A 20,643-nucleotide genomic window follows, 5' to 3' on the forward strand; every position below is an offset into this window, starting at 1 on the left:
TTCATCCTCAACTTACATCATTCGGATATCGTGTCACCACGGAAATGGCCTGATCCGGTCTGCGCATGGCATTTAAGAATTTCCTTCAGTTCGCCAGCATGATTTATCGCCGGGCAGGCTCATAACCAAGCTGGTGAAAGGCTGGATGCCGGGTAGAAGATTGCCGGCCATGACGACTCAGATCATGCCGCCATTGGCGCGCAGCACCTGACCGTTGATCCAGGAGCCGTCCGGGCCGGCGAGGAAGGCGACGGCGGAGGCGATGTCTTGTGGCGTGCCGAGGCGCTCAAGCGGGTTCATCCTGGCCATACGGGCGATCAATTCATTGCTCTTGCCGTTGAGGAAGAGGTCTGTGGCCGTTGGGCCGGGTGCCACTGCGTTGACGGTGATGGAGCGGCCACGCAGTTCTTTCGACAGGATTGCGGTCAGCGTTTCGACGGCGGCCTTGGTGGCAGCGTAGATGCCGTAGTTTTCGAGCTTCAGGCCGACGACGCTGGTCGAGAAATTGACGATCCTGCCACCGTCGCGCAGGCGCCTTGCAGCTTCTCTCAGCGTGTTGAAGGTACCCCTCAGGTTGACGGCGATCTGGCGGTCGAACAGAGCGTCGGTGCTTTCCGCGAGCGACGAGAGCATCATGATACCGGCGTTGTTGACGAGGATGTCGATGCCACCGAAGGCGGCTTCCGCCGCGTCGAACATTTGACGCACGGCGTCCGTGTTACTGACATCGGCTTTTGCGGTGAGCGCGCGGCCGCCTTTGTCTTCAATTTTCCGGGCGAGCGCCTCGGCCGGAGTGGTTTCCCCGGAGTAGTTGATGACGATCTTAAAACCGTCCCTGGCAAGTCGCTCGGCAATAGCGGCGCCGATGCCGCGCGAAGCACCGGTGACAATGGCCACTTTGTTGCTGTTGTCTGACATTTTCTTCGTCCTTGATTAACCACGCCGCAGCGCGATTTCGATGAGGAGAAGATGCAGCTTTTCATTCGGCGGATAATTAGCCATCATTCGGTATCACTATTCGAAAATGGCGAACAATCCCGATGGATAGATTTGAAGCGATGCGGGTGTTTTCGCGCGTGGTGGAGAGGCGCAGTTTTACGCTGGCCGCAGAAGACACGGGCCTTCCCCGCTCCACGGTGACGGATGCGGTGAAGCAGCTGGAAGCTCGGTTGGGTGTGCGCCTGCTCCAGCGCACGACCCGGCATGTCAGCCCGACGCTCGATGGCGAGGCCTATTATCGTCGTTGCCTGACCATTCTGTCCGATATTGAGGATGCTGAAAGTGCCTTTGCCGGGGCAAAGCCGAAGGGGCTGTTGCGTGTCGATGTGCACGGCAAGCTGGCGCGGCATTTCGTTTTGCCTGGATTGCCGGCCTTCCTGAAGGAATATCCCGATATCCAGATGTATATGAGCGAAGGCGACAGGCTGGTCGATCTGATCCGCGAAGGGATCGACTGCGTGCTGCGTGTCGGCGATTTGCAGGATAGCGACATGATTGCCCGGCGCGTCGCGCTTCTGGAAGAGGTGACCTGTGCCTCACCGGATTATATTGCACGCTTTGGCCTGCCGCAAAATATTGACGATCTCGGCGGGCACCAGATGATCGGCTTCTGGTCGACAGCCATCGGCGGCTTGCTGCCGCTGGAGTTCACGGTAGCGGGTGGAATCCGCAGCGTTTCCTTGCCGACGGTGGTATCCGTCAATGGTGCCGATACGCTGGCGGCGGCGGCGCGGCTGGGGCTCGGCATCATGCAGGCCCCGCGCTATTCCCTGGAGGAGGACCTGAGAAACGGCACGCTCGTTGCCATCCTGCCGGACAATCCGCCATCCCGCACGCCGGTTTCGCTACTCTACCCTCGCAGCCGCCAGCTGTCACCGCGGGTGCGTGTCTTCATTGACTGGCTGTCTCGCGAATTTGTCACACGGCAGGACGAAATTTAAAAAGGCTGCGGTTGAACCTTGCCTTTTGGTTGGGGCTTACCCACATCCGCGGCAACTTCAGAGGCCTTCCCTCGCACGTCTTCCCCGCATGGCCGATCGACCCGGCCGGCCGTTCCTTATATCGATTCCGGATCGATAGGTTATGCGCTAGACGTGTGAATGTCCGCCGGAACCAAGGAAATCGACATGAACGCAGACGATATCAGCGAGATTTCCGCCTGGTTGACGACGCAGGGCCTGAAGGGCGTCGACGAAATGGACATCGTCAACGGCTTCTGCCAGCGCGCCCGTGCCGCCGGAATGCGACTTGATCGCGGCCTTGCCCTGATCGATACGCTGCATCCGGTCTATGAGGGGCGGGCCTTCCAGTGGGACAGCAAAGAGCCCGTGAAAGCGGCTTTCGAATACGGGCCGACGAACGAGGGTGTTTCGGCTGAAAATTGGGAGCGCTCGGCGTTCTTTCACCTGCGCGAAAAAAATCAGAACGAGATCCGAAGGCGCCTCGGTTTCGGCGACCCGACCGATTTCTACATGTTGGATGTCATGTTGGCGGCTGGACACAAGGACTATGTCGCGATGATCCATCGCTTCGCCCAGGACAGCCATATCGGTGACATGGACTGTTTTTACTCGCATTGGACGACAATGGACGAGGAGGGTTTTCGCGAGGAAGATCTGGCAGCCCTTCGGCAATTGGTTCCGGTGCTGGCGCTGGCGATCAAGTCGGGATCGCTGACGCGTATTTCACGGACCATTGCCGAGGTCTATCTCGGCGAGGACGCCGCCAAGCAGGTGCTTGAAGGCCGCATATCGCGTGGCAAGGCCGAGCGGATTTCGGCGGTTCTGTGGTTCTCCGATCTGCAGAATTATACCCGTATCTCCGACAACCTGCCGCCGGACGAGATCATTCCGTTTCTCAATGATTATGCCGATGCGGTGATTTCCTCCATTCACGAGGCCGGCGGCAATGTCTTGAAGCTGATCGGCGATGGCACGTTGGCGATCTTCAAGGCCGAGGAACGCGAAGACGCCTGTGGGCGGGCGCTGCTGGCGGAACAGAACTTGCGCGCGAAGCTGAAGGGGCTGAACGAGTTGCGCATGCTCGAAGGGCGCCCAGTAACCGAGGTTTATCTCGGGCTGCATATTGGTGATGTCTTCTATGGTAATATCGGTTCGAGCGACCGGCTGGATTTCACCGTCATCGGGCCAGCCGTTAACGAAGTCAGCCGCATCGCCTCGATGTGCCGCTTCGTCGATCGCAGCGTGATCATGTCATCGCAGTTCGTTGCCGCAGCACCTCCTCTGCGCAATTCCGAAGTCGTTTCGATCGGGCGTTATGCCCTGCGTGGCGTCAAGCGCGCCCAGGAATTGTTCACGCTGATGCCGTTGGAAAAGGCTGCCGAATAGGTCAAAGGCTTTCGGTGGACTGAGTGCGGCGATGCCTCAAAAAGGCTGCGTCCGACGGATTGCTTGTAAGGTCGATGGCGCGGTCGTAGGCCGCAAGTGCGGCACTGGTCCGGCCGCACCGCGACAAAAGTTCTGCGTTGGCCGCATGAAATGGCTGATAGGCATCGAGCACCGACGCCAGAGATTCCAGAACGCGCAGACCGGCCTCCGGTGCACCGGCCTCGGCCAGGGCCACGGCGCGGTTCAATTGCACCACCGGGGTCGGCTCCATGCGCAGCAGGCTGTCGTAAAGCAGAACGATCTGGCTCCAGTCCGGCGGTTCGGACTGGACATGCAGGGCGGCGATTGCCGCCTTGATCTGGAAGGGGCCGGCAGCGCGGCGGGCCATCGCCCGGTCGAGCAAAGAAAGGCCGTCGGCAATCCGCCCATCGTTCCAGAGCTTGCGGTCCTGCGAGGCAATGGGAATGCTTGTCCCATCGGCGTCCAGCCGTGCCGCCCGGCGGGCTTCGGTAATCAGCATCAGGGCCAAAAGCCCCTCGATCTCGGCCTCGCCCGGCCGCAGGCTGTCGAGCATGTGCCCGAGATAGATTGCCTCCTCGCCGAGCTGCCGCACCCGGTCCCCCGCGGCACAGGAGTAGCCCTGATTGAAGATCAAGTAGACGACGGTCAGCACGGATTGCAGCCGTTCCGCCCAGGCTTCCGGACCGGGCACCACATACGGGATGCCGGCAGCAAGGATTTTTGCGCGTGCCCTGGTCAATCGCTGGCCCATGGTTGTCTCGTTGTCGAGAAAGGCGCTGGCGACCTCGGGCGTGCTCAAGCCGCCAAGCGTGCGCAGGGTGAGTGCCACTTGGGTCTTCGATTCCAGCGCGGGATGGCAACAGGTGAAGATCAGCCGCAGGCGTTCGTCGGGAATGTCGTCTGTCGTATTCTCGTGAGCCTCGTCCACGGAGAGGCGGGCGATCTCGGCGGTCTTGCGATCTTCCCGGGCATCCTTGCGCAGCAGGTCGATTGCCTTGCGCAGCGCAACCTTCAGCAACCAACCTTGCGGTGAGGCGGGAACCCCCGTTCGTCCCCAATGCACGACGGCGGAAGCCAGTGCGTCCTGCAGCGCATCTTCGGCCAACTGGAAGTTTTTGAGCCGGGCGATCAGTGCCGACAACAGCCGCCCCCGGTCCGTGCGCGCCAGGGCATCAATGGCCCGGGATACGGCTTGAGGATCGGGGGCAGCTGAGTGCATCAGCTATAGTCCATTACCGGCCGGACTTCGACGGTGCCGTAGGTGGCGGAAGGGATCATCGCGGCATAGCGAAGTGCCGTATCCAGATCGGGAACATCCAAGATGTAATACCCGCCCAACTGCTCCTTGGTTTCGGCAAAGGGTCCGTCCATCGTTTCGACCTTGCCGCCCCGAACGCGCACGCTCGTGGCTGTTTCGACACCTTGCAGGCCTTCGCCCGAGACATAGGCGTTGGCGGCCTTCAGCATTTCACTAAAGGCGGCATAACCTTGCATCATTGTCTCGAATTCAGGTGTGCCATAGGCCGGTTCCACGGATGGATCCCCATAAATCAGCGCCATATATTGCATAGAAGGTCTCCTGTGTTTGGAATATTCACGGTTTCAGTTCAAAGGGCAAAGGCCGAAAGGGTGAGAGCGACAGCGAGGACAACCATCGCGAGGATGCAGGCGGTGTTGCCGATGATCCGCAGCGGATGGGCCGGTGCATTGGCGCGCAGTCCGAACGGGTGCAAGATCCGACCGGCCACCGTCAGTGCGCCTGCCGCATGCAGCCAGAGCGGGCCTGCACCCTGTCCCTCGGCCAGCACCATCAGGATCAGGATCATCGGCACCCATTCGACGAAATTGCCGTGCCGGCGGATACGTTCATGCAGATCGACATTGCCGGCGTCGCCGATGGACAGGCTAAGCGCCGAACGGGTTTTGCTGACATTGATCCATAGGAGCAGGAAAATGACGGTCAGAGCGACCGCGTAAAGCGAGGTAATCGGAAAATTCATTGCTGTTACTCTTTGTGTTTCTGTCTCTACACCCCAAGAACGTTGCTCGTTTTGGGATTTCGACATGGCGTGAAAATTATTTCGTATTTTTTTGATGCCGCCGCTGGGGCAGCGAGACTGGATGCTATTTTTCCGTGGATTTGGAAAAACGGATATCCGCAAGCGATGCTGCGATGGTGATCTCGTCCCCGAGCGACCATTCCGCTGCCCGCGCCGCCATGCTGGCTGGAACCATTGGCGATCCGCCGGGACCTGGAGGCACGTCATAGGTCGCATGAGCGTCATGCGGCAGGATGACGTGATAGCCGCGCTGGATGGCGGCCCGTGCCGTCGCTGCCACGCACATTTCGGACAGCACACCGCAGAGGGCAACGGTTTGCACGGCGGATGCCGCGAGCAGCCTGTGCAAGGGCGTACCGTCGAAACCGTCATCTGTGGTTTTCCGCACGACGCTCTCATCGGCAAGTGGCGGAAAGTGAAGTGCCCAACCGGGCCGATGCGGCTCATCGACCGTTCCGGGCTCTCCGTCGTTTTGCAGGAAAATAACCGGCACCTTTGCTGTACGCGCCGCGGTCATCAAAGCCTCGATTGCCGCCAGCAACGTGGAATGGTCCGGAACAGCCTCGATTCCGGTGACGAATGCCACCTGCACATCGACAACGATCAGGGCATCCGCTGTCGCCTCAACGCTTTCTGATCGCTCCATCAAAACCTACCTCGTTGGCTTTCGTAACGTCGGAAGAAGTGGGATGCCGTATGGAGGTCAAGGCCGTTTCGTCGCCATGACGTGGAGCCATTCGGTCGGCTTGTTATCATAGCCGCCCCCTGCTTTGGCTTCGATCGAGACCGATGCCCAGGCAAGCTGCGCGTAGACGTTTCTCAGCCAGCTTTCGGAGGGATAGTTGTAATACCGGTCGAACTCGTCGCGGCCTTCAGCTTCCCCGGCCTTGAAGCTGGCGTAAAACACCCCGCCGGGTTTCAACGCGGCATGGATGCGGGCGAGGATGTCCGGCAGGCCGGCTCTGGGGATGTGGAGAAGACACGCATTGGCCCAGACGCCGTCATACATGGCCTGCTCATTCAGATCACCGAACAGCAATGTGGCAACCGGGATCCGGAGGCGTTTTTCCGCTTCGTGGGCAATTTCGGGAGTGCCATCCGTCGGGCGGACGTCGAAGCCCCGTGCGAGCATGAATTCGCTATCCTGACCACCGCCGCACCCGAGTTCAAGAATGCTTGCGCCGGGCTGCAATTGCGACAGAAAGTTCGCGATCCGGCTCTCGCTCGGCTCCTGGCCTCTGGATGTGTATTTGGCGGCTTCCATTTCGTAGAAGCGCAAGGTGTCGCGATCGTGAGACATCGCTCTTTCAGAGTTTTCTCATAAACTATTGTTTATATTGAAAATACTGAAAGTCACTCGCAATGTCAAAACCGGACGTTGAGCCCGTCTTCCGGATCAGAATGTCAGACCTTCTGTCCGGCCTCGTTAAAGAAATGCAGGTTTTTGACCGGAAGCCTAACATTCACTTCACCGTGCATGCCCAGGAACCGCCGGTCGAGCGTAAAGGCCTTGAAGGCGACCGGGCCGAGCTTGAGGTGAACGATGATGCCGAAGCCGGTCGGCTCGACCAGATCGACGGTGGCCTTCAGGACGTCGGGACCTTCGGCCCCCAGAACCACATGTTCCGGCCGGATGCCGAGCGTGGCGCGGCTGCCGTCGATAAGATTGGCGGTGCCACTGAGCGGCAGCGTGACGCCGCCGGTGAGCGCAAAGCTGGCGCTGTCGCCGGTCACCATGTAGCGGCCTTCGAAGAAGTTCATGCCGGGTGAACCGATGAAACCGGCGACGAAGAGGTTCGCCGGATTGTCGTAAAGTTCGAGGGGGCTGCCGACCTGCTGGATGACGCCGCCGTGCATGGCGACAATCCGGTCGGCCAGTGTCATCGCTTCGATCTGGTCGTGCGTGACATAGATCGAGGTGGCGCCAAGATCCTGATGCATCTTCTTGATTTCGGCGCGCATCTGTTCGCGCAGGCGGGCATCGAGGTTGGACAGCGGTTCGTCGAACAGGAAGGCCTTCGGTTCACGCACGATGGCGCGGCCCATGGCAACGCGCTGGCGCTGGCCGCCGGAGAGAGCCTTCGGGCGGCGTTCCATCAGCGGGTCGAGTCCGAGCTTGCTGGCGGCACCGGCAACAACCGAAGCGATTTTTTCCTTCGGCGTTTTCCTGAGCCGCAGGCTGTAGCTCATGTTCTTGGCGACGCTCATATGCGGATAAAGCGCGTAGGACTGGAAGACCATGGCGATGTCGCGGTCCTTCGGGGCAAGATCGTTGACGCGCTTGCCGTCGATGCGGATTTCACCCGATGTGACGGCCTCCAGGCCGGCAATCATCCGCAGCAACGTGGACTTGCCGCAGCCGGATGGGCCGACCAGGACAACGAACTCGCCATCCTTGATCTCAAGGTCGACACCATGCAGCACCGGATGGATGCCGTAGGATTTGCGGATGGCGGCGATATCGATGGATGCCATGGGATCAGCCTTTCACGGCGCCGGCCGTCAGGCCCTGCACGAGGTAACGTTGGATCAACAGGAAGAACAGGCAGGCGGGGATAAGCGCCATGACGCCCGCCGCCATCATCTGTCCGAAATCGACCGAGAATTTCGAGACGAAGGAAAGCAGCCCGACCGGGAAAGTCGCGGAGTCGTTGCCGGAGATCAGCATCAGCGAGAACAGCAGCTCGCTCCATGCGGCCGTAAAGACGAAGCCAAGGGTGGCTGCGATACCCGGCAGCGTCAGCGGCAGGATGATCTGACGGAAGGCGACGAACTGGGTGGCGCCGTCGATCATCGCGGCTTCCTCGAGATCCTTCGGGATACCGTCGAAGAAAGACTGCATCAGGAAGGTGGCGAACGGCACGTTGAAGGCGGTGTAGACGATGACGAGGCCGGTGAGGCTGTTGGTCAGCCCGAGTGGCGACAGCATCTTGAAGATCGGCGCCACCAGCATGACCAGCGGAAACATCTGGGTCAGCAGCATCAGCGTCACGATCCAGTATTTGCCACGGAAGGTGAAGCGCGACATTGCATAGCCCGCCAAGGAGGCGAGCACGGTGACGATGATCGCCGTCGAGCCGGAAACGATCAGGCTGTTCTTGAAGAAGGTCGGGAATTCGCTGTGTTTCAAGACGAAGTCGAAATGCTCGAAACTGGTCTGCGACGGCCACATCCTGATGCCCTCGGAATAGAGCAGCTTGTTGGGAGTGACCGAGACTTTCAACAACCAGTAGAGCGGGAACAGCGCGAAGACGACATAGGCGAGAATGGCTAGACGGTGCGCGAGAATGGAGGCGATGCGTTTGCCGGTCATGATCTCAATCCTTGCTCAACAGCCACTGACGTAGGATCACGATCAGCATCGAATAGGTGATCAAAAGCGCCAGCAGCACCAGTGCGATGGCTGAGGCATAGCCGAAATCCAGCCGCTTGAAGGCCTGGGTGAAGATGTAGCTGGCGACGATCTGGCTGCGGTCGGCCGGTCCGCCATTGGTCATGACGATGATCAGGTCGGCGAAGTTTGAAATCCACACTGTCCGCAGCAGCACCGTGATGGCAATGGTCGGGGCGAGGAAGGGCAGGGTGATCGAGATGAATCGCTGCACTGGCCCGGCGCCATCGATGCTGGCTGCCTCGTAGAGATCACGCGGGATCGCTTGAAGGGCCGCCAGGAGCGTGATGGCGAAGAACGGGATGCCCCACCAGACATTGGCGATGATCGGCCCCCACATGGAAAGCTGCGGATCGGACAAGATATTGTAGGGCTCGCTCATCAAGCCGAGCGAAAACAGCCAGTGCGGAATGGGGCCGACGACGGGGTTGAACAGCCAGGCCCAGTTGAGGCCGGCAAGAAAACTTGGAACTGCCCATGGCAGGAAGACCAGCGCCTGCACGATGGCGCGTCCGGCAAACGGCTTGTCGAGCAACAGCGCGAGGATCAGTCCGAGAACGAACTGCAGCAGCACGGACCAGCCTGTCCACCACAGCGTGTTCTTCAAGGCCCGATAGAAATTCTGGTCTTGCGACAGGGTTTTGAAATGATCGAGCCCAATGAAGCCGCCGGAAAAGGGATTGAGCAGCTGGATATCGCGGAAAGCATAGGAAATACCGAGCACCAGCGGCACCAGCATGACGGTGACGATCAGGATCAGCGCGGGCGCGCTATAGAGATAGGGGGCGGAGGCATCGGCAAGGCGCTTCTTCAGCGGCCGCTGGTCCCTGCGCGCGCCGCCATTGCGGGCTGCTGCATGTGAAGCCATCGTCAAATATTTCCAGTTTGCGGCGCGGGGAGGCGTGCCGGCTTTTCCGTCAGGGGAATGGGCCGCAGGCAGCCGGCATCATGCCGGTGCCTGCGGTTAAAGGCTGATGACTTATTTGCTCGCGAGGAACTTCTGTTGAGCCTTGGTCATGTAGTCAGCCCATTGCTTGGCCATTTCCTCCGGCGTGATATCGCCGAGCATGGCTTCCTGGCTGGTCTTGATCGCCATCGAATCCTTAAAGAAGGCGAACTCTTCCAGATAGGTCGGCATCACCGTCGGGATGGCGTCCTTGTCGGCCAGTTCCTCGAACCAGCCCTTGAACTGATCCGTTGCAAAGAAAGGATCCTTCTCGGCGGATTTGAGGGCCGGCAGGGCGCCGATCTTCTTGTTCCACTCGATATTGCCTTCCGGGCCTTCGAGCGTGGCAATCAGCTTCCAGGACAGGTCCTTGTTGGCGCTCGCCGACATCATCGACCAGCCGGCAAAGCCGATGGTCGGGAATGTCTTGCCCGACGGACCCTTCGGCATGGTGGTGACGCCATAGTCGGCCGCGTCCATGCGCTCGGCGATGGCGATCAGCGCGTCCGGATCCTGGTCGAGCATCGCGCAGGTGCCGGTGTAGAAGCCGGCGACGATCTCGTTGAAGCCCCAGTTGACGCTGTCCTTCGGCGCATAGCCGTTCTTGTAGAGGTCGATCAGCCAGGTGAAGCCCTTGACCCAGCCTTCTTCCGAGAATTTCGATGTGCCGTCGGCGTTGAAGTAGGTGTTGTCGCCCGCCATCGTGGCGCCCATCATCATCCAGCCGTTGAGGCCGCCCGGACCGCCGCGCATGCAATAGGCATATTTGCCCGGCAGCTTCTTGATCTTCTCGGCGGCGGCGACGAAATCGTCCATCGTCTTCGGCGGGCCATCGACGCCTGCTTCCGCGAAGATCTTCTTGTTGTAGAACATGGCGCGCAGATAGAAGCCGTAAGGCAGCATATAGGCCGTGTCCTGGATGTCGCGGCCAAGTTCGAGCGCGCGATCGGTCAGTTCAGGCGTCTGGTCCCAGGTCTTCAGGTAGGGCTCGAGGCTTTCAAGCATGCCATTGTTGGCATAGAGCGACAGCCAGGTATCGGGCATTTCCATCACGTCTGGGATTTCGCCTGCAGAAACCATGGTGGCGAACTTCTGGAACGCTTCGCCCCAGGGCAGCGAGATGATCTCGACCGTCGTGCCGGGGTTGGCGGCTTCGAACTTGGCGACGATCGATTTCAGCGTTTCGGTACGTTCCGGGCTGGTGATGACTTCAACCAGCTTCAGCTTGGTGTCGGCAAGAGCCGTGCCTGCCATCAGCGTGGCGACCATGGTCGCGGCAATCAGTTTCCTCATTTTCGTTTCCCTTTTATTGTTGGTTGGGTTGCATGCTGTCGTGTCAGCCTATCGCTGCGGCAGCGATTGCCGCTTCGATATCGCTCCAGAGGGCCTCCGTTCCCTCCAGGCCGACATGGAGCCGTACCGACCGCGGACTGATGCCGAAGGCGACCGCGGAATTAGGTTGTGCTTTTTGCGAGAGGACGACTTCGCCCGGCACGATCAGGCTTTCGTGCCCGCCCCAGCTGACGCCGAGCTTGAACAGCTCAAGGTGATCCGAGAAGGTACGGACATTGATGCCTTCCTTGAAAATGAACGAGAACAGGCCGGATGTGCCCTTGAGGCCGGGCGGCAGATGATTGGCGAGGCCGGGATAGTTCACCGATTCGACTGCATCATGCGCCTGCAGACGCTTGGTGATCTCGACAGTGGATTGCTCATGCGCTTTCATGCGGATCGGCAGCGTGCGCATGCCGCGGATGAGAAGCCAGGCATCGAACGGCGACAGCTTGCCGCCGAGATAGGGATAGGCTTCCGAGCGGATGCGTCCGATCAGTTCCTTGGAGCCTGCAACAACGCCAGCGACGACGTCGCTATGACCGCCGAGATATTTCGAAGCGGAATGAATGACCAGATCGACGCCGAGCGAGATCGGCTGCTGGAAGACCGGGCTTGCCCAGCTGTTGTCGATCGCGGAGGTAATGCCGTGCGACTTGGCCAAGGCTGCGAGCGCTGCGACATCATGGGTCTGCATCACCCAGCTCGTCGGGCTTTCGAGATAAAGAAACTTCGCGCCGGGCAGGGCCTTGGCGACCTCTTCTTCATCGCGGCCATCGACATAGGTAACCTCGATGCCCATGCGCTTGAAAAACGTACCGAACAGGCGGTAGGCATCGGGATAGAGATGCTTGACCGCAACGATGCGGTCGCCGGGTTCGACGAAAGACAGAACCGTCGAGGAGATCGCCGACATGCCGCTGGCAAAGCCGATAGCGTCTTCAGCACCTTCAAGTTTGGCCAACATTTCCTCGAAGATCCGCACGGTCGGGTTCAGGCCGCGCGTATAGATCGGCCGGACCTTTTCGCCGCGATAGGACGCGACCATGTCGTCATAATCGGTGAAGGTGAACAGCGACGTCTGCACGATCGGCGGCACAACGGCGTCATAGGCATTGCTCACGTCATGGGTGACGATGAGAGAGGCATCTTCGAACGGATCAAACCCGTTGCTCATTTGGACATTTCCTTGATGTCTTCCTCGACGATCGCGAGGATTTTCAGTGTTTCAGCGCGCGCGGCTTCAGGGTCCTGAGCAGCGATCGCATTGAAGAGGGTGCGGTGGAATGGAAAGGAGCGGCGGGCGAAATCCAGCCGGTCGAAAGGCCATTCCCAGAAGCGTTCGAAAGCGCCGCGCATCTGTTCGAGCAATTGCTTGAACAGCGGGTTGTGGGTGGCGTCATAGATGGCGAGGTGGAAGGCCAGGTCTTCCGGGCCGGATGTACCCTTGGACAGGTGCACCCGCTCCATCTCATCGAGCTTTTCTTCGATCATCCGCACGTCTTCCGGCGTCCGGACGCGGGCTGCAACCATGCCAGCTTCCGCCTCGATACCCCGGCGCACTTCCAGCGTCATCAACAGCACATCACGCAGATGCGTCGTTTCCAGCGATAGCGGCATGTGGATGGTGCTGCCGGAGATCGGCTTCAGCAGGTAGGTTCCGCTGCCCTTGCGGGCCTCGACGACACCGAGCGCCTGAAAATGGCGGATGACCTCGCGGATGGTCGAACGGCCGACGGCAAGGGCGCTCATCAGCTCTCGCTCGGCCGGAAGACGGTCGCCGGGAACGAGGTTGGAGCGCTGGATATAGTCCGCAAGCGCTGCTGTCACCTGCTGCGCCCGGTCGGCCGGGGGCAGGGGGGCGAGTGCCGCTCTTGCATCCTTCTGCATCACTGTCCGCTTTCTAGTTAAAACCAGAATTGGTCTGACATCTGAGCAATAATGCAAATTGCAAGGAGTGCGTCAAGGGGCGGATTACGGTTCGGGGGGCATTGGAATGGCTGGCGCGACGAATACCGGTCGGGATGGTGGAAATGGCGCCCTGCCCGGCGATAGGTTAAACTGGCCACACCGCATCGGGGCTGGAGTATTCCTGCGGTTGAAACGGACAGGTGCGAGATGTCATTCGCAAACCGCAAGGACGCAGGCTCCAGACTGGCTGCTGCACTGACAGGTTACCGCGGAAAATGCCCGGTCGTGATTGCGCTTCCGCGTGGCGGCGTCGCCGTCGCTGCGGAAATTGCCCGTGCGCTTGATGCGCCGCTGGATCTCCTTTTCGTCCAAAAGATCGGTGTGCCTTTCCATTCCGAGCTTGCGATGGGCGCGATTGTGGATGGGCCAGAGCCAATCATCGTTCGCAATGAAAACGTCATCCGGCAGGCGCGAATCCGCGACAGGGAGTTTTCGGCGATATGCAGATCGCAACAGATGGAGATCGAGCGGCGCAAGCGGCTTTATCTCGGCAATCGCAACACTATCCCGCTTGCCGGGCGCGTGGTCATCGTTGTCGATGATGGCATAGCCACCGGCTCCACCGTCAAGGCGGCGCTTAAGGCCATTCGGAACCAGGGGCCGCAGGAACTGGTGCTGGCCGTTCCGGTTGCGCCGGCCGTTTCCCTGGAGGAGTTGGAGCGAAACGTTGATGCGCTCATCTGCCTCGAAGCGCCATTCGTCTTTCGCGCCGTCGGGCATTTTTACGATGATTTCCGCCAGGTGAGCGACGCGGAAGTCATTTCCGCGCTGGAGGTCGCCAATCAGAGTGGGTCAGCGTAACGGTTGACAGTCGGAGGTGGGGGAGGATCGCGGTGAGCGGCTGTCCCATTCTGTGGAGGAATGCAGGTGCTAGGCACTCTCAAGCTCGGGGTTTGCAATTCCGCGCGGATATGTCCGTTCGCTGAGCGGCACGGCCGCGACGGCGGCGAGTAGCCGGTCTATCAGCAAGGTCTCAGCCCTGCTGCTGCGCGCAGAACGCTTGGTGACCAGATAGACATCGGCAGCCGGCGGGTTTTCATAGGGCGGCAATTGCCAGAGTTGCCGTGCCTCGATGTCGGCTGCCACCACATGGATCGGCAAGGGACCGAAGCCGAACCCGACCTTGATGAGGCGCTTGACTTCTTCGAGATTGGTGAAGAGCCCCAGCACCGGCCCATTGAAATTCTCCCGTTGCCGTAGGCGAGCGATTGGCGCCAAGGCACCGCCGAGTTGATCCGTCTTGAAGGAGACGTAGTCCAGCGTTGCGAGTTCGGTAATATCGGTGTCGCGCTTTCCAAACAGCGGGTGGCCGGGCGCACAGAAGAAGCCGAAATGTTCGCGATAAAGCACGGTGTAGTCCAGTTCCGGGTGCTTTTCGTGGGCAAGGCAGATGCCCAGGCAGGCCTCGCCGGATAGGACATTGTCGATGACCGTTTGGCTGGCGGAAACGGTGGTCGAGAAGCTGACCCGCGGAAAGGTCTTGTGGAAATCGGCAAGGAAGCGATCAAGGAACGGGCATTCGATATGGCTGGCAAAGGCCATTTCGACATGGCCGGTGACCAGGTCGGGGTCGTCCTTGATGAGATCGGGCAGGCCGGTGACGATCGAAAACATTGTCAGACATTCCGCGTAGAGCCGTTCGCCAGCTGACGTCATGCGGAAGTGGTTGGAGGATCGGTCGATCAGGCGGCAGGCCATATGCTCTTCGAGGCGGCGCAGTGCGTTGCTGATGGTCGGCTGCTTCAGCGACAGGCGGTTGCCTGCAGCTGTCAGGCTCTTTTCTTCGACGATCACCGTGAAGGTGCGCAGAAGGTTCCAGTCGATCTCCCAGACGAAACGGCGTCTCGGGCTGAGCATAGTTGCCTCATTCATTTGGTGAATGCTGGTCCTTCACCTAATGTATTTGTCGGGCCAAGTCCATTGTGGTTTGATCGTCGTCACCGGAGACCCAGCGAGGCGTGACGTGACCGATACTACCCAAATTTTCCCCGATTTCGGATTGACCGCCGAGCAACGGCATCAGGCGGTGCGCGGTCACTATTACGAATATCCGGGCATGGACGGCGAGCGTGGCGAGATCTGGTGCTATACGCGCGCTTACGCTTATGCGCCCGGTGAGATGGTGGATCTGCACATCAGCTCGACAGCGTCCTCCTGCCGGCTGGAGATCGTCCGCGACGGGGCGGTCGAGACAAGCGTTTATGGCACCGATGATATCGCCACGGCCTGGCAGGAAACGCCTGATCAGGTCTCCGTGCTCGGCTGCGGCTGGGAACCGACCTTTGCTTTCCAGGTTCACGACAGCTGGCCATCTGGCGCCTACCGCATCACGCTGACGGCCGAGGGACGCGACGGCAAGCCGATCCAGTGTCACCACATGATCATTGTCCTGCCAAAACCCGGTCCAAAGCCAGGCCGGATCCTGCAGGTTGCCGCCACCGGCACCTGGACAGCCTATAATACCTGGGGTGGATCGAACCATTATCAGGGCATCACTGGCCCGAACCGCGACAAGTATGCCACCACTGTCAGTATCGAGCGGCCGCTTTGCCGTGGCTTCGTGGTACTGCCGCCGGATGCGCCCCGTGTGCCGCTGGAAGTAAGCCTGCCGCCGGGCACCATTCCGCGTTATCCGCATATGGAATGGGCTTTTGCCAACGGCTATTCGAAGAAATACACCTCGTCCGGCTGGGCCAGTTACGACAGTCAGTTTTTCCGTTGGGCCGAGCGGGTGGGATACGATGTCGATCTCGCCAGCCAGCACGAATTGCACAACGATCCGGATATACTGAACGACTACGACTGCGTCGTCTTCGTTGGCCATGACGAATACTGGACCTGGGAAATGCGCGACGCCGTCGACGCCTATGTCGATCAGGGCGGGCATGTGGCGCGCTTTGCCGGCAATTTCATGTGGCAGACGCGGCTGGAAGATGAGGGGCAGCGGCAGGTCTGCTACAAATATGTGGCCCGCAAGGAAGACCCGATCTACCAAAACGGCGACGTCACCCGTGCCACCAATTCCTGGGAAGCGCCCGAAATTGGCCGTCCCGGCGCGCTGACCTTCGGGCTCAACGCGACGAATGGCGTCTATTCCGGCTGGGGCGGTTGTGCGCCGCGCGGCGTTCGCGGCTTCCCGATCTACCGGCCGCGTCACTGGGCTTTTGCCGGAACCGGCCTGTTCTATGGTGACCTTCTGGGAGCCGACAGCCATATCTACGGCTACGAAGTCGATGGTCTCGCCTATGAAATCCGTCATGGACTGCCTTATCCAACAGCCGACAGCGGCGCGCCGGAAGGACTGGAAATCCTCGCGCTCGGTATGGCAAGCCAGGTCGAAGAGAGCGATATCCTGACGCGCGAAGACCTGTTCTTCGGCGACGAGGATGGCCGCTTCATCGCCGAAACCCTCTATGGCGAAGCCTCCGACGAGAACATGGAAAAAGTCCGCTACAGCAACGGGATGATCATCAATTTCAAGCGGGGGAAGGGCGAGGTTTTCCACGCCGGAACCTGCGAATGGGTGGCGGGCCTGCTGCGGAAGGACGCCATGGTGGAGCGCGTCACCGCCAATGTGCTTAACCGCTATCTCAATCGATAAATTCAGCCAGAGCAGAGCATCATGAACATCCAAGCCAACGAGCGGCCCGCATCCCATCTCTTCTATGTCACGCGCCTGCGCCGGCCGCTGGTCGACCGCGCCGAAGGCATTTATTTCTGGACCGAGGACGGCCGCCGCTTCATCGACGGCTCCAGCGGGCCGATGGTCAGCAATATCGGCCACGGTAACCGCCATGTCATTGAAGCCATGAAGCGGCAGATGGAGAAGACAAGTTTCGCCTATCGGCTGCATTTCGAAAACCAACCGGCCGAAGAGCTGGCCCGGCGTCTTGCCGGAAAAATGCCCGGGGATCTGGATCGGATCTTCTTCGTTTCCGGTGGGTCGGAAGCGGTGGAATCGGCGATCAAGCTGGCACGGCAATGGGCTGTTGCCACCAATCAGCCGAAGCGCTGGAAGGTCATCTGCCGGTTTCCGTCCTATCACGGCGGCACGATGGGTGCGCTTGGCGTTACCGGCGACCTGGCACTGACGGAAACCTTTGCGCCGCAGATTCAGCCAATGCCGGCCATCCCGGCACCGACAGCTTATCGCGATCGCGACAACCTGACGATGGAACAGCGTGGTTTGCGCTATGCCGATATGCTGGAAGAAAAAATCCTGTCCGAAGGGCCGGAAAGCATCGTTGCCTTCATCATGGAGCCGATCGGCGGCGCGGCAACAGCGGCCCTGGTTGCACCCGACAGCTATTTTGCGCGCATCCGCGAGATCTGCGACAAATACGGTATCCTGCTGATCCACGACGAAGTCATGAGCGGTGCTGCGCGCACCGGCAAATATCTCGGCGGCGATCACTGGAATTGCAAGCCGGATATCATCACGCTGTCGAAGGGCATTGGCTCCGGCTATGCGGCGCTCGGCGCCATGGCTGCCTCGGCAAAGCTGGTAAAGCCGGTGCTCGACATGGGTGGCTTCCAGCACGGTTATACCTATGCCGGCAATCCGCTCGCCTGTGCTGCGGGCCTCGCAGTCCTCGAAGAGATGGAGCGGCTCGGCGTCGAGGCCAATGCTGCCGCAATGGGCGATCTCTTGAAGTCCGAGCTGGAAAACCTGTCGAAGCGCTTCCCCTTCATCGCCGGAGTCCGCGGCAGGGGGCTCCTGATCGGTGCAGATCTCGTCGCCGATCCGGTGACCTTCAAATCCTTCCCGAAAGCGCAGGCGACCAACCAGCGGCTGCTCGATATCGCTTACGACAAGGGGCTGATCCTGTACTCCCGCCGGATTCGCGGTGATGGTTATGAGGCTGACAACCTGATCCTTGCCCCGCCGCTGGTGATTACAGCGGCGGAAATCGGCGAAATGGTCTCGATCCTGGGCGATAGCTTCGAACAGCTGGCACGTGAACTTGATCTGCCGGTCAACGGCTGAGAACGGGATCATGAAGAACAAAGTCATTATCACCTGCGCCGTTACCGGCTCCGTCCATACGCCGTCGATGAGTCCGTATCTGCCGGTAACGCCGGACCAGATCGCCGAACAGGCGATCGCTGCGGCGGAGGCCGGCGCATCGATCCTGCACCTGCATGCCCGCAACCCGGCCGATGGACGGCCGACCGCTGATCCCTCTGTGTTCATGCAATTCCTGCCACGCATCAAGCAGGCAACCGATGCCGTCATCAATATCTCGACCGGCGGCAGTTCGCTGATGACGCTGGACGAGCGGCTGGCGGCATCGCTGCAGGCGCAGCCGGAAATGTGCTCGCTCAATATGGGCTCAATGAATTTCGGCATTTTCCCGCTCGCCAAGCCCGGCATGGAATGGCAGCACGACTGGGAACCGCAGCTTCTGGAGGCGACGCGCGGCACGATCTTCAAGAACACGTTTGCCGATATCGAAGACATTCTGAAGCGGCTGGGTGAGGGGTGTGGCACGCGTTTCGAATTCGAATGTTACGACGTCGGCCATCTCTATTCGCTGAAGCATTTCTATGATCGCGGGCTGGTAAAGGGCCCGCTGTTCATTCAGTTCGTGCTCGGCATTCTCGGCGGCATCGGTGCCGATCCCGATAATCTCAGCCATATGAAGCGCATTGCCGACAAGCTGTTCGGCGCCGACTATCGTTTCTCGGTGCTGGCGGCGGGCCGCCAGCAGATGCCATTGATCACCATGGGAGCTGCGATGGGCGGCAATGTTCGCGTCGGGCTGGAAGACAGCCTCTATCTTGGACGGGGGGAGCTTGCCAAGTCCAATGCAGAGCAGGTGAGCCGCATCCGCACCATCCTTGAAGCCCTGTCGCTGGAGGTTGCGACGCCGGAGGAGGCACGTACCATGCTGGCGCTCAAGGGCGGCGATCGGGTGGCCTTCTGATGGCGGATGTCTCGAACCAGGGCGTCGAAATCCGTGTCGCAACGGCTGAAGACGTGCATCTCATCCATACCGGTTTGCTGAGCATTGCCCGGCATCTCGATGCTGAAGGCAAAGTCACGGCAACGCCGGAAGACCTTCGCAAGCATGGTTTTGGCCCGCAGCCCGCGTTTATGGTGCTGCTTGCCGAAATTGACCGCGAATTTGCCGGCATGTGTCTGTTCTTCCAAAGCTTCTCGACCTGGCGTGGACAAAAGGGCGCTTATATTCAGGACATCGTCGTCGAAGAGCGCTTTCGGGGCGCTGGCATCGGTGTGGCGCTTCTGCGCCACACCGCAGCGCATGTCCACGCGGGGGGAGGCACCTATCTGCGGCTGTCGGTGGATGCGAAGAATGTTTCGGCGCAGCATTTCTACGAGCGAATGGGACTTGCCTGGTCCGAGCAAGAACGGATTCATGCGGCCTATGGCGAGACGTTCGAAGCACTAGCGGGACAGCACGAAAGCGGGGTTTGAGGAATGGGTATGAAGACCTTCTATGCGCAAGAGCAGGCAAAGCACGATCCGAAAATGTTCCTCTCCAGCGGTGCGCCGCAGCCCAATCCGGAAAAGCCGGAGCGGATCGCACGCCTGCTGGAGGGCGCAAAAGCCGCCGGATCCGAGATCATTAGGCCGCGTGATCATGGCTTGAAACCGATCGCTGCTGTCCACACGCCGGAATATCTCGAATTCCTGCAGAACATTTTTCTCCGCTGGCAGCGGATCGAGGGCGCCTCGGAGGAGGTGATCCCGAATATTCATCCGTTGGCGCGGACCGGACGCTATCCGGCCTCGGCTGTCGGCCAGGCCGGCTACCATATGGCCGACACGGCTTGCCCGATCTCCGCCGACACATGGGGCAGCGCCTGCTGGAGTGCCTGGAGTGCGGTAGAAGCGGCCGAAGCGGTTCTGGCCGGTGCACGCCATACCTACGCACTCTGCCGCCCGCCGGGCCATCACGCCTTTGCCGACGTCGCTGGCGGGTTTTGCTTCCTCAACAATTCCGCCATTGCCGCGCAGCATTTGCTGACGTCGTCGAAACGTGTCGCCATCCTTGACGTGGATCTGCATCACGGTAACGGCACGCAAGGAATCTTCTACGGCCGCAGCGACGTCCTGACGGTGTCGCTGCACGCCGATCCGGTGCGGTTCTATCCGTTCTTCTGGGGCAATGCCGACGAGCGCGGCGAGGGCCTGGGTCTGGGCTACAACTACAATCTGCCGCTGCCACGCAAGACCGCCGACGCCGGATTTCTGGAAGCCCTGGACGCTGCCAACCGCCGCATCGAAGCTTATGCGCCGGATGCGCTGGTTGTTGCCCTCGGCCTTGACGCGTTCGAAGGTGATCCGTTCGGTGGGCTTTCCGTCTCGACGCCAGGCTTTGCCCGCATTGCCCAAGCCATCAGCAATCTTGGCTTGCCGACCGTCATCGTCCAGGAAGGTGGTTATCTCTGCGACGAACTCAGCGCCAATCTGACGTCTTTTCTGACGGGGTTTGCGGGCTGATTGTCCGGTGATCATCCTACGTTACTTTGGTTCCATAAGATAGATTACGCGATCTTCTTTTGTAAGGGCTATTTAGTAATGCGACAGTTGGGCCAGTTAGAGATGCG

The 20,643-nt window shown here is 60.1% G+C and carries 21 protein-coding genes; 8 read left to right on the plus strand and 13 right to left on the minus strand.

The genetic code is table 11. The features are described from left to right. Positions 1-177 precede the first annotated feature (177 nt). A complete protein-coding gene (locus tag ACSQ3J_RS23115; RefSeq protein ID WP_060502261.1) occupies positions 178-918 on the minus strand; it encodes an SDR family oxidoreductase in 741 nt (246 codons plus the stop codon). Between the two features lie 122 nt (positions 919-1,040). Here ACSQ3J_RS23115 and ACSQ3J_RS23120 point away from each other — a divergent pair, with 122 nt between their 5' ends. Both ACSQ3J_RS23120 and ACSQ3J_RS23125 read left to right on the plus strand, forming a co-directional pair. Continuing rightward, positions 1,041-1,940, plus strand: a complete 900-nt coding sequence (locus ACSQ3J_RS23120; RefSeq protein WP_060502260.1) for a LysR family transcriptional regulator — start codon at positions 1,041-1,043, stop codon at positions 1,938-1,940. Between the two features lie 186 nt (positions 1,941-2,126). Then, a complete protein-coding gene (locus ACSQ3J_RS23125) occupies positions 2,127-3,347 on the plus strand; it encodes an adenylate/guanylate cyclase domain-containing protein (protein WP_060502436.1) in 1,221 nt (406 codons plus the stop codon). A 1-nt stretch (position 3,348) separates the two neighbouring features. Here ACSQ3J_RS23125 and ACSQ3J_RS23130 read toward each other — a convergent pair whose 3' ends face one another. The 11 genes from ACSQ3J_RS23130 to ACSQ3J_RS23180 all read right to left on the minus strand — a co-directional run bounded on the left by ACSQ3J_RS23130 (position 3,349) and on the right by ACSQ3J_RS23180 (position 12,987). Then, positions 3,349-4,587, minus strand: a complete 1,239-nt coding sequence (locus ACSQ3J_RS23130; protein WP_060502259.1) for an RNA polymerase sigma factor — start codon at positions 4,585-4,587, stop codon at positions 3,349-3,351. Further along, positions 4,587-4,937 carry a YciI family protein gene (locus ACSQ3J_RS23135; RefSeq protein WP_037110310.1) on the minus strand — a complete coding sequence of 117 codons (351 nt, stop codon included), beginning with the start codon at positions 4,935-4,937 and terminating at the stop codon, positions 4,587-4,589. The genes ACSQ3J_RS23130 and ACSQ3J_RS23135 overlap by 1 nt, the downstream gene beginning before the upstream one ends. 38 nt (positions 4,938-4,975) lie before the next feature. Continuing rightward, a complete protein-coding gene (locus ACSQ3J_RS23140) occupies positions 4,976-5,368 on the minus strand; it encodes an MAPEG family protein (protein ID WP_060502258.1) in 393 nt (130 codons plus the stop codon). Between the two features lie 124 nt (positions 5,369-5,492). Next, positions 5,493-6,074 (minus strand): isochorismatase family protein, encoded by a 582-nt coding sequence (locus ACSQ3J_RS23145; protein WP_060502257.1) that lies wholly within the window; start codon positions 6,072-6,074, stop codon positions 5,493-5,495. Positions 6,075-6,131: 57 nt separating this feature from the next. Continuing rightward, on the minus strand, positions 6,132-6,728 hold the full coding sequence (locus ACSQ3J_RS23150) for a class I SAM-dependent methyltransferase (protein WP_060502256.1): 597 nt from the start codon (positions 6,726-6,728) through the stop codon (positions 6,132-6,134). Between the two features lie 104 nt (positions 6,729-6,832). Next, positions 6,833-7,903, minus strand: coding sequence for an ABC transporter ATP-binding protein (locus ACSQ3J_RS23155; protein ID WP_060502255.1), 1,071 nt, complete (start codon positions 7,901-7,903; stop codon positions 6,833-6,835). A gap of 4 nt (positions 7,904-7,907) precedes the next feature. Beyond that, positions 7,908-8,741, minus strand: coding sequence for a carbohydrate ABC transporter permease (locus ACSQ3J_RS23160; protein WP_060502254.1), 834 nt, complete (start codon positions 8,739-8,741; stop codon positions 7,908-7,910). A 4-nt stretch (positions 8,742-8,745) separates the two neighbouring features. Further along, positions 8,746-9,687, minus strand: coding sequence for a carbohydrate ABC transporter permease (locus ACSQ3J_RS23165; protein ID WP_060502253.1), 942 nt, complete (start codon positions 9,685-9,687; stop codon positions 8,746-8,748). 111 nt (positions 9,688-9,798) lie between these two features. Further along, positions 9,799-11,058 carry an ABC transporter substrate-binding protein gene (locus ACSQ3J_RS23170; RefSeq protein ID WP_060502252.1) on the minus strand — a complete coding sequence of 420 codons (1,260 nt, stop codon included), beginning with the start codon at positions 11,056-11,058 and terminating at the stop codon, positions 9,799-9,801. 43 nt (positions 11,059-11,101) lie between these two features. Further along, positions 11,102-12,274 (minus strand): PLP-dependent transferase, encoded by a 1,173-nt coding sequence (locus ACSQ3J_RS23175; protein WP_060502251.1) that lies wholly within the window; start codon positions 12,272-12,274, stop codon positions 11,102-11,104. Beyond that, positions 12,271-12,987 carry a FadR/GntR family transcriptional regulator gene (locus ACSQ3J_RS23180; RefSeq protein WP_060502250.1) on the minus strand — a complete coding sequence of 239 codons (717 nt, stop codon included), beginning with the start codon at positions 12,985-12,987 and terminating at the stop codon, positions 12,271-12,273. The genes ACSQ3J_RS23175 and ACSQ3J_RS23180 overlap by 4 nt, the downstream gene beginning before the upstream one ends. 228 nt (positions 12,988-13,215) lie before the next feature. Here ACSQ3J_RS23180 and ACSQ3J_RS23185 point away from each other — a divergent pair, with 228 nt between their 5' ends. After that, a complete protein-coding gene (locus ACSQ3J_RS23185; protein ID WP_060502249.1) occupies positions 13,216-13,869 on the plus strand; it encodes a phosphoribosyltransferase in 654 nt (217 codons plus the stop codon). Between the two features lie 69 nt (positions 13,870-13,938). Here the strand turns inward: ACSQ3J_RS23185 and ACSQ3J_RS23190 are convergent, their stop codons facing one another. Next, complete coding sequence (locus ACSQ3J_RS23190; RefSeq protein ID WP_060502248.1) at positions 13,939-14,925, minus strand: LysR family transcriptional regulator; 987 nt, start codon at positions 14,923-14,925, stop codon at positions 13,939-13,941. A 106-nt stretch (positions 14,926-15,031) separates the two neighbouring features. Between ACSQ3J_RS23190 and ACSQ3J_RS23195 the strand changes: the two genes are divergently transcribed. From ACSQ3J_RS23195 to ACSQ3J_RS23215, 5 genes are read left to right on the plus strand one after another with little or no spacing between them, the layout of a single operon-like run. Then, positions 15,032-16,669 carry a N,N-dimethylformamidase beta subunit family domain-containing protein gene (locus ACSQ3J_RS23195; RefSeq protein WP_060502247.1) on the plus strand — a complete coding sequence of 546 codons (1,638 nt, stop codon included), beginning with the start codon at positions 15,032-15,034 and terminating at the stop codon, positions 16,667-16,669. A 21-nt stretch (positions 16,670-16,690) separates the two neighbouring features. Continuing rightward, a complete protein-coding gene (locus ACSQ3J_RS23200) occupies positions 16,691-18,055 on the plus strand; it encodes an aminotransferase family protein (RefSeq protein ID WP_060502246.1) in 1,365 nt (454 codons plus the stop codon). A gap of 7 nt (positions 18,056-18,062) precedes the next feature. After that, positions 18,063-18,995 carry a 3-keto-5-aminohexanoate cleavage protein gene (locus ACSQ3J_RS23205; protein WP_112834662.1) on the plus strand — a complete coding sequence of 311 codons (933 nt, stop codon included), beginning with the start codon at positions 18,063-18,065 and terminating at the stop codon, positions 18,993-18,995. Further along, complete coding sequence (locus ACSQ3J_RS23210) at positions 18,995-19,507, plus strand: GNAT family N-acetyltransferase (RefSeq protein ID WP_112834656.1); 513 nt, start codon at positions 18,995-18,997, stop codon at positions 19,505-19,507. Before ACSQ3J_RS23205 ends, ACSQ3J_RS23210 begins: the two co-directional genes overlap by 1 nt. 9 nt (positions 19,508-19,516) lie before the next feature. Continuing rightward, positions 19,517-20,536, plus strand: coding sequence for a histone deacetylase family protein (locus tag ACSQ3J_RS23215; protein ID WP_060502244.1), 1,020 nt, complete (start codon positions 19,517-19,519; stop codon positions 20,534-20,536). The last annotated feature ends 107 nt before the right edge of the window (positions 20,537-20,643 follow it).

Source organism: Rhizobium sp. LjRoot98, from assembly GCF_964252935.1.
Taxonomy (GTDB): Bacteria; Pseudomonadota; Alphaproteobacteria; order Rhizobiales; family Rhizobiaceae; genus Pararhizobium.

Bases quoted from the DNA above. Each gene is read 5' to 3' on its own strand.
- ACSQ3J_RS23115 (WP_060502261.1), bottom strand. From the start codon at position 918: ATGTCAGACAACAGCAACAAAGTGGCCATTGTCACCGGTGCTTCGCGC.
- ACSQ3J_RS23120 (WP_060502260.1), top strand. From the start codon at position 1,041: ATGGATAGATTTGAAGCGATGCGGGTGTTTTCGCGCGTGGTGGAGAGG.
- ACSQ3J_RS23125 (WP_060502436.1), top strand. From the start codon at position 2,127: ATGAACGCAGACGATATCAGCGAGATTTCCGCCTGGTTGACGACGCAG.
- ACSQ3J_RS23130 (WP_060502259.1), bottom strand. From the start codon at position 4,587: ATGCACTCAGCTGCCCCCGATCCTCAAGCCGTATCCCGGGCCATTGAT.
- ACSQ3J_RS23135 (WP_037110310.1), bottom strand. From the start codon at position 4,937: ATGCAATATATGGCGCTGATTTATGGGGATCCATCCGTGGAACCGGCC.
- ACSQ3J_RS23140 (WP_060502258.1), bottom strand. From the start codon at position 5,368: ATGAATTTTCCGATTACCTCGCTTTACGCGGTCGCTCTGACCGTCATT.
- ACSQ3J_RS23145 (WP_060502257.1), bottom strand. From the start codon at position 6,074: ATGGAGCGATCAGAAAGCGTTGAGGCGACAGCGGATGCCCTGATCGTT.
- ACSQ3J_RS23150 (WP_060502256.1), bottom strand. From the start codon at position 6,728: ATGTCTCACGATCGCGACACCTTGCGCTTCTACGAAATGGAAGCCGCC.
- ACSQ3J_RS23155 (WP_060502255.1), bottom strand. From the start codon at position 7,903: ATGGCATCCATCGATATCGCCGCCATCCGCAAATCCTACGGCATCCAT.
- ACSQ3J_RS23160 (WP_060502254.1), bottom strand. From the start codon at position 8,741: ATGACCGGCAAACGCATCGCCTCCATTCTCGCGCACCGTCTAGCCATT.
- ACSQ3J_RS23165 (WP_060502253.1), bottom strand. From the start codon at position 9,687: ATGGCTTCACATGCAGCAGCCCGCAATGGCGGCGCGCGCAGGGACCAG.
- ACSQ3J_RS23170 (WP_060502252.1), bottom strand. From the start codon at position 11,058: ATGAGGAAACTGATTGCCGCGACCATGGTCGCCACGCTGATGGCAGGC.
- ACSQ3J_RS23175 (WP_060502251.1), bottom strand. From the start codon at position 12,274: ATGAGCAACGGGTTTGATCCGTTCGAAGATGCCTCTCTCATCGTCACC.
- ACSQ3J_RS23180 (WP_060502250.1), bottom strand. From the start codon at position 12,987: ATGCAGAAGGATGCAAGAGCGGCACTCGCCCCCCTGCCCCCGGCCGAC.
- ACSQ3J_RS23185 (WP_060502249.1), top strand. From the start codon at position 13,216: ATGTCATTCGCAAACCGCAAGGACGCAGGCTCCAGACTGGCTGCTGCA.
- ACSQ3J_RS23190 (WP_060502248.1), bottom strand. From the start codon at position 14,925: ATGCTCAGCCCGAGACGCCGTTTCGTCTGGGAGATCGACTGGAACCTT.
- ACSQ3J_RS23200 (WP_060502246.1), top strand. From the start codon at position 16,691: ATGAACATCCAAGCCAACGAGCGGCCCGCATCCCATCTCTTCTATGTC.
- ACSQ3J_RS23210 (WP_112834656.1), top strand. From the start codon at position 18,995: ATGGCGGATGTCTCGAACCAGGGCGTCGAAATCCGTGTCGCAACGGCT.
- ACSQ3J_RS23215 (WP_060502244.1), top strand. From the start codon at position 19,517: ATGAAGACCTTCTATGCGCAAGAGCAGGCAAAGCACGATCCGAAAATG.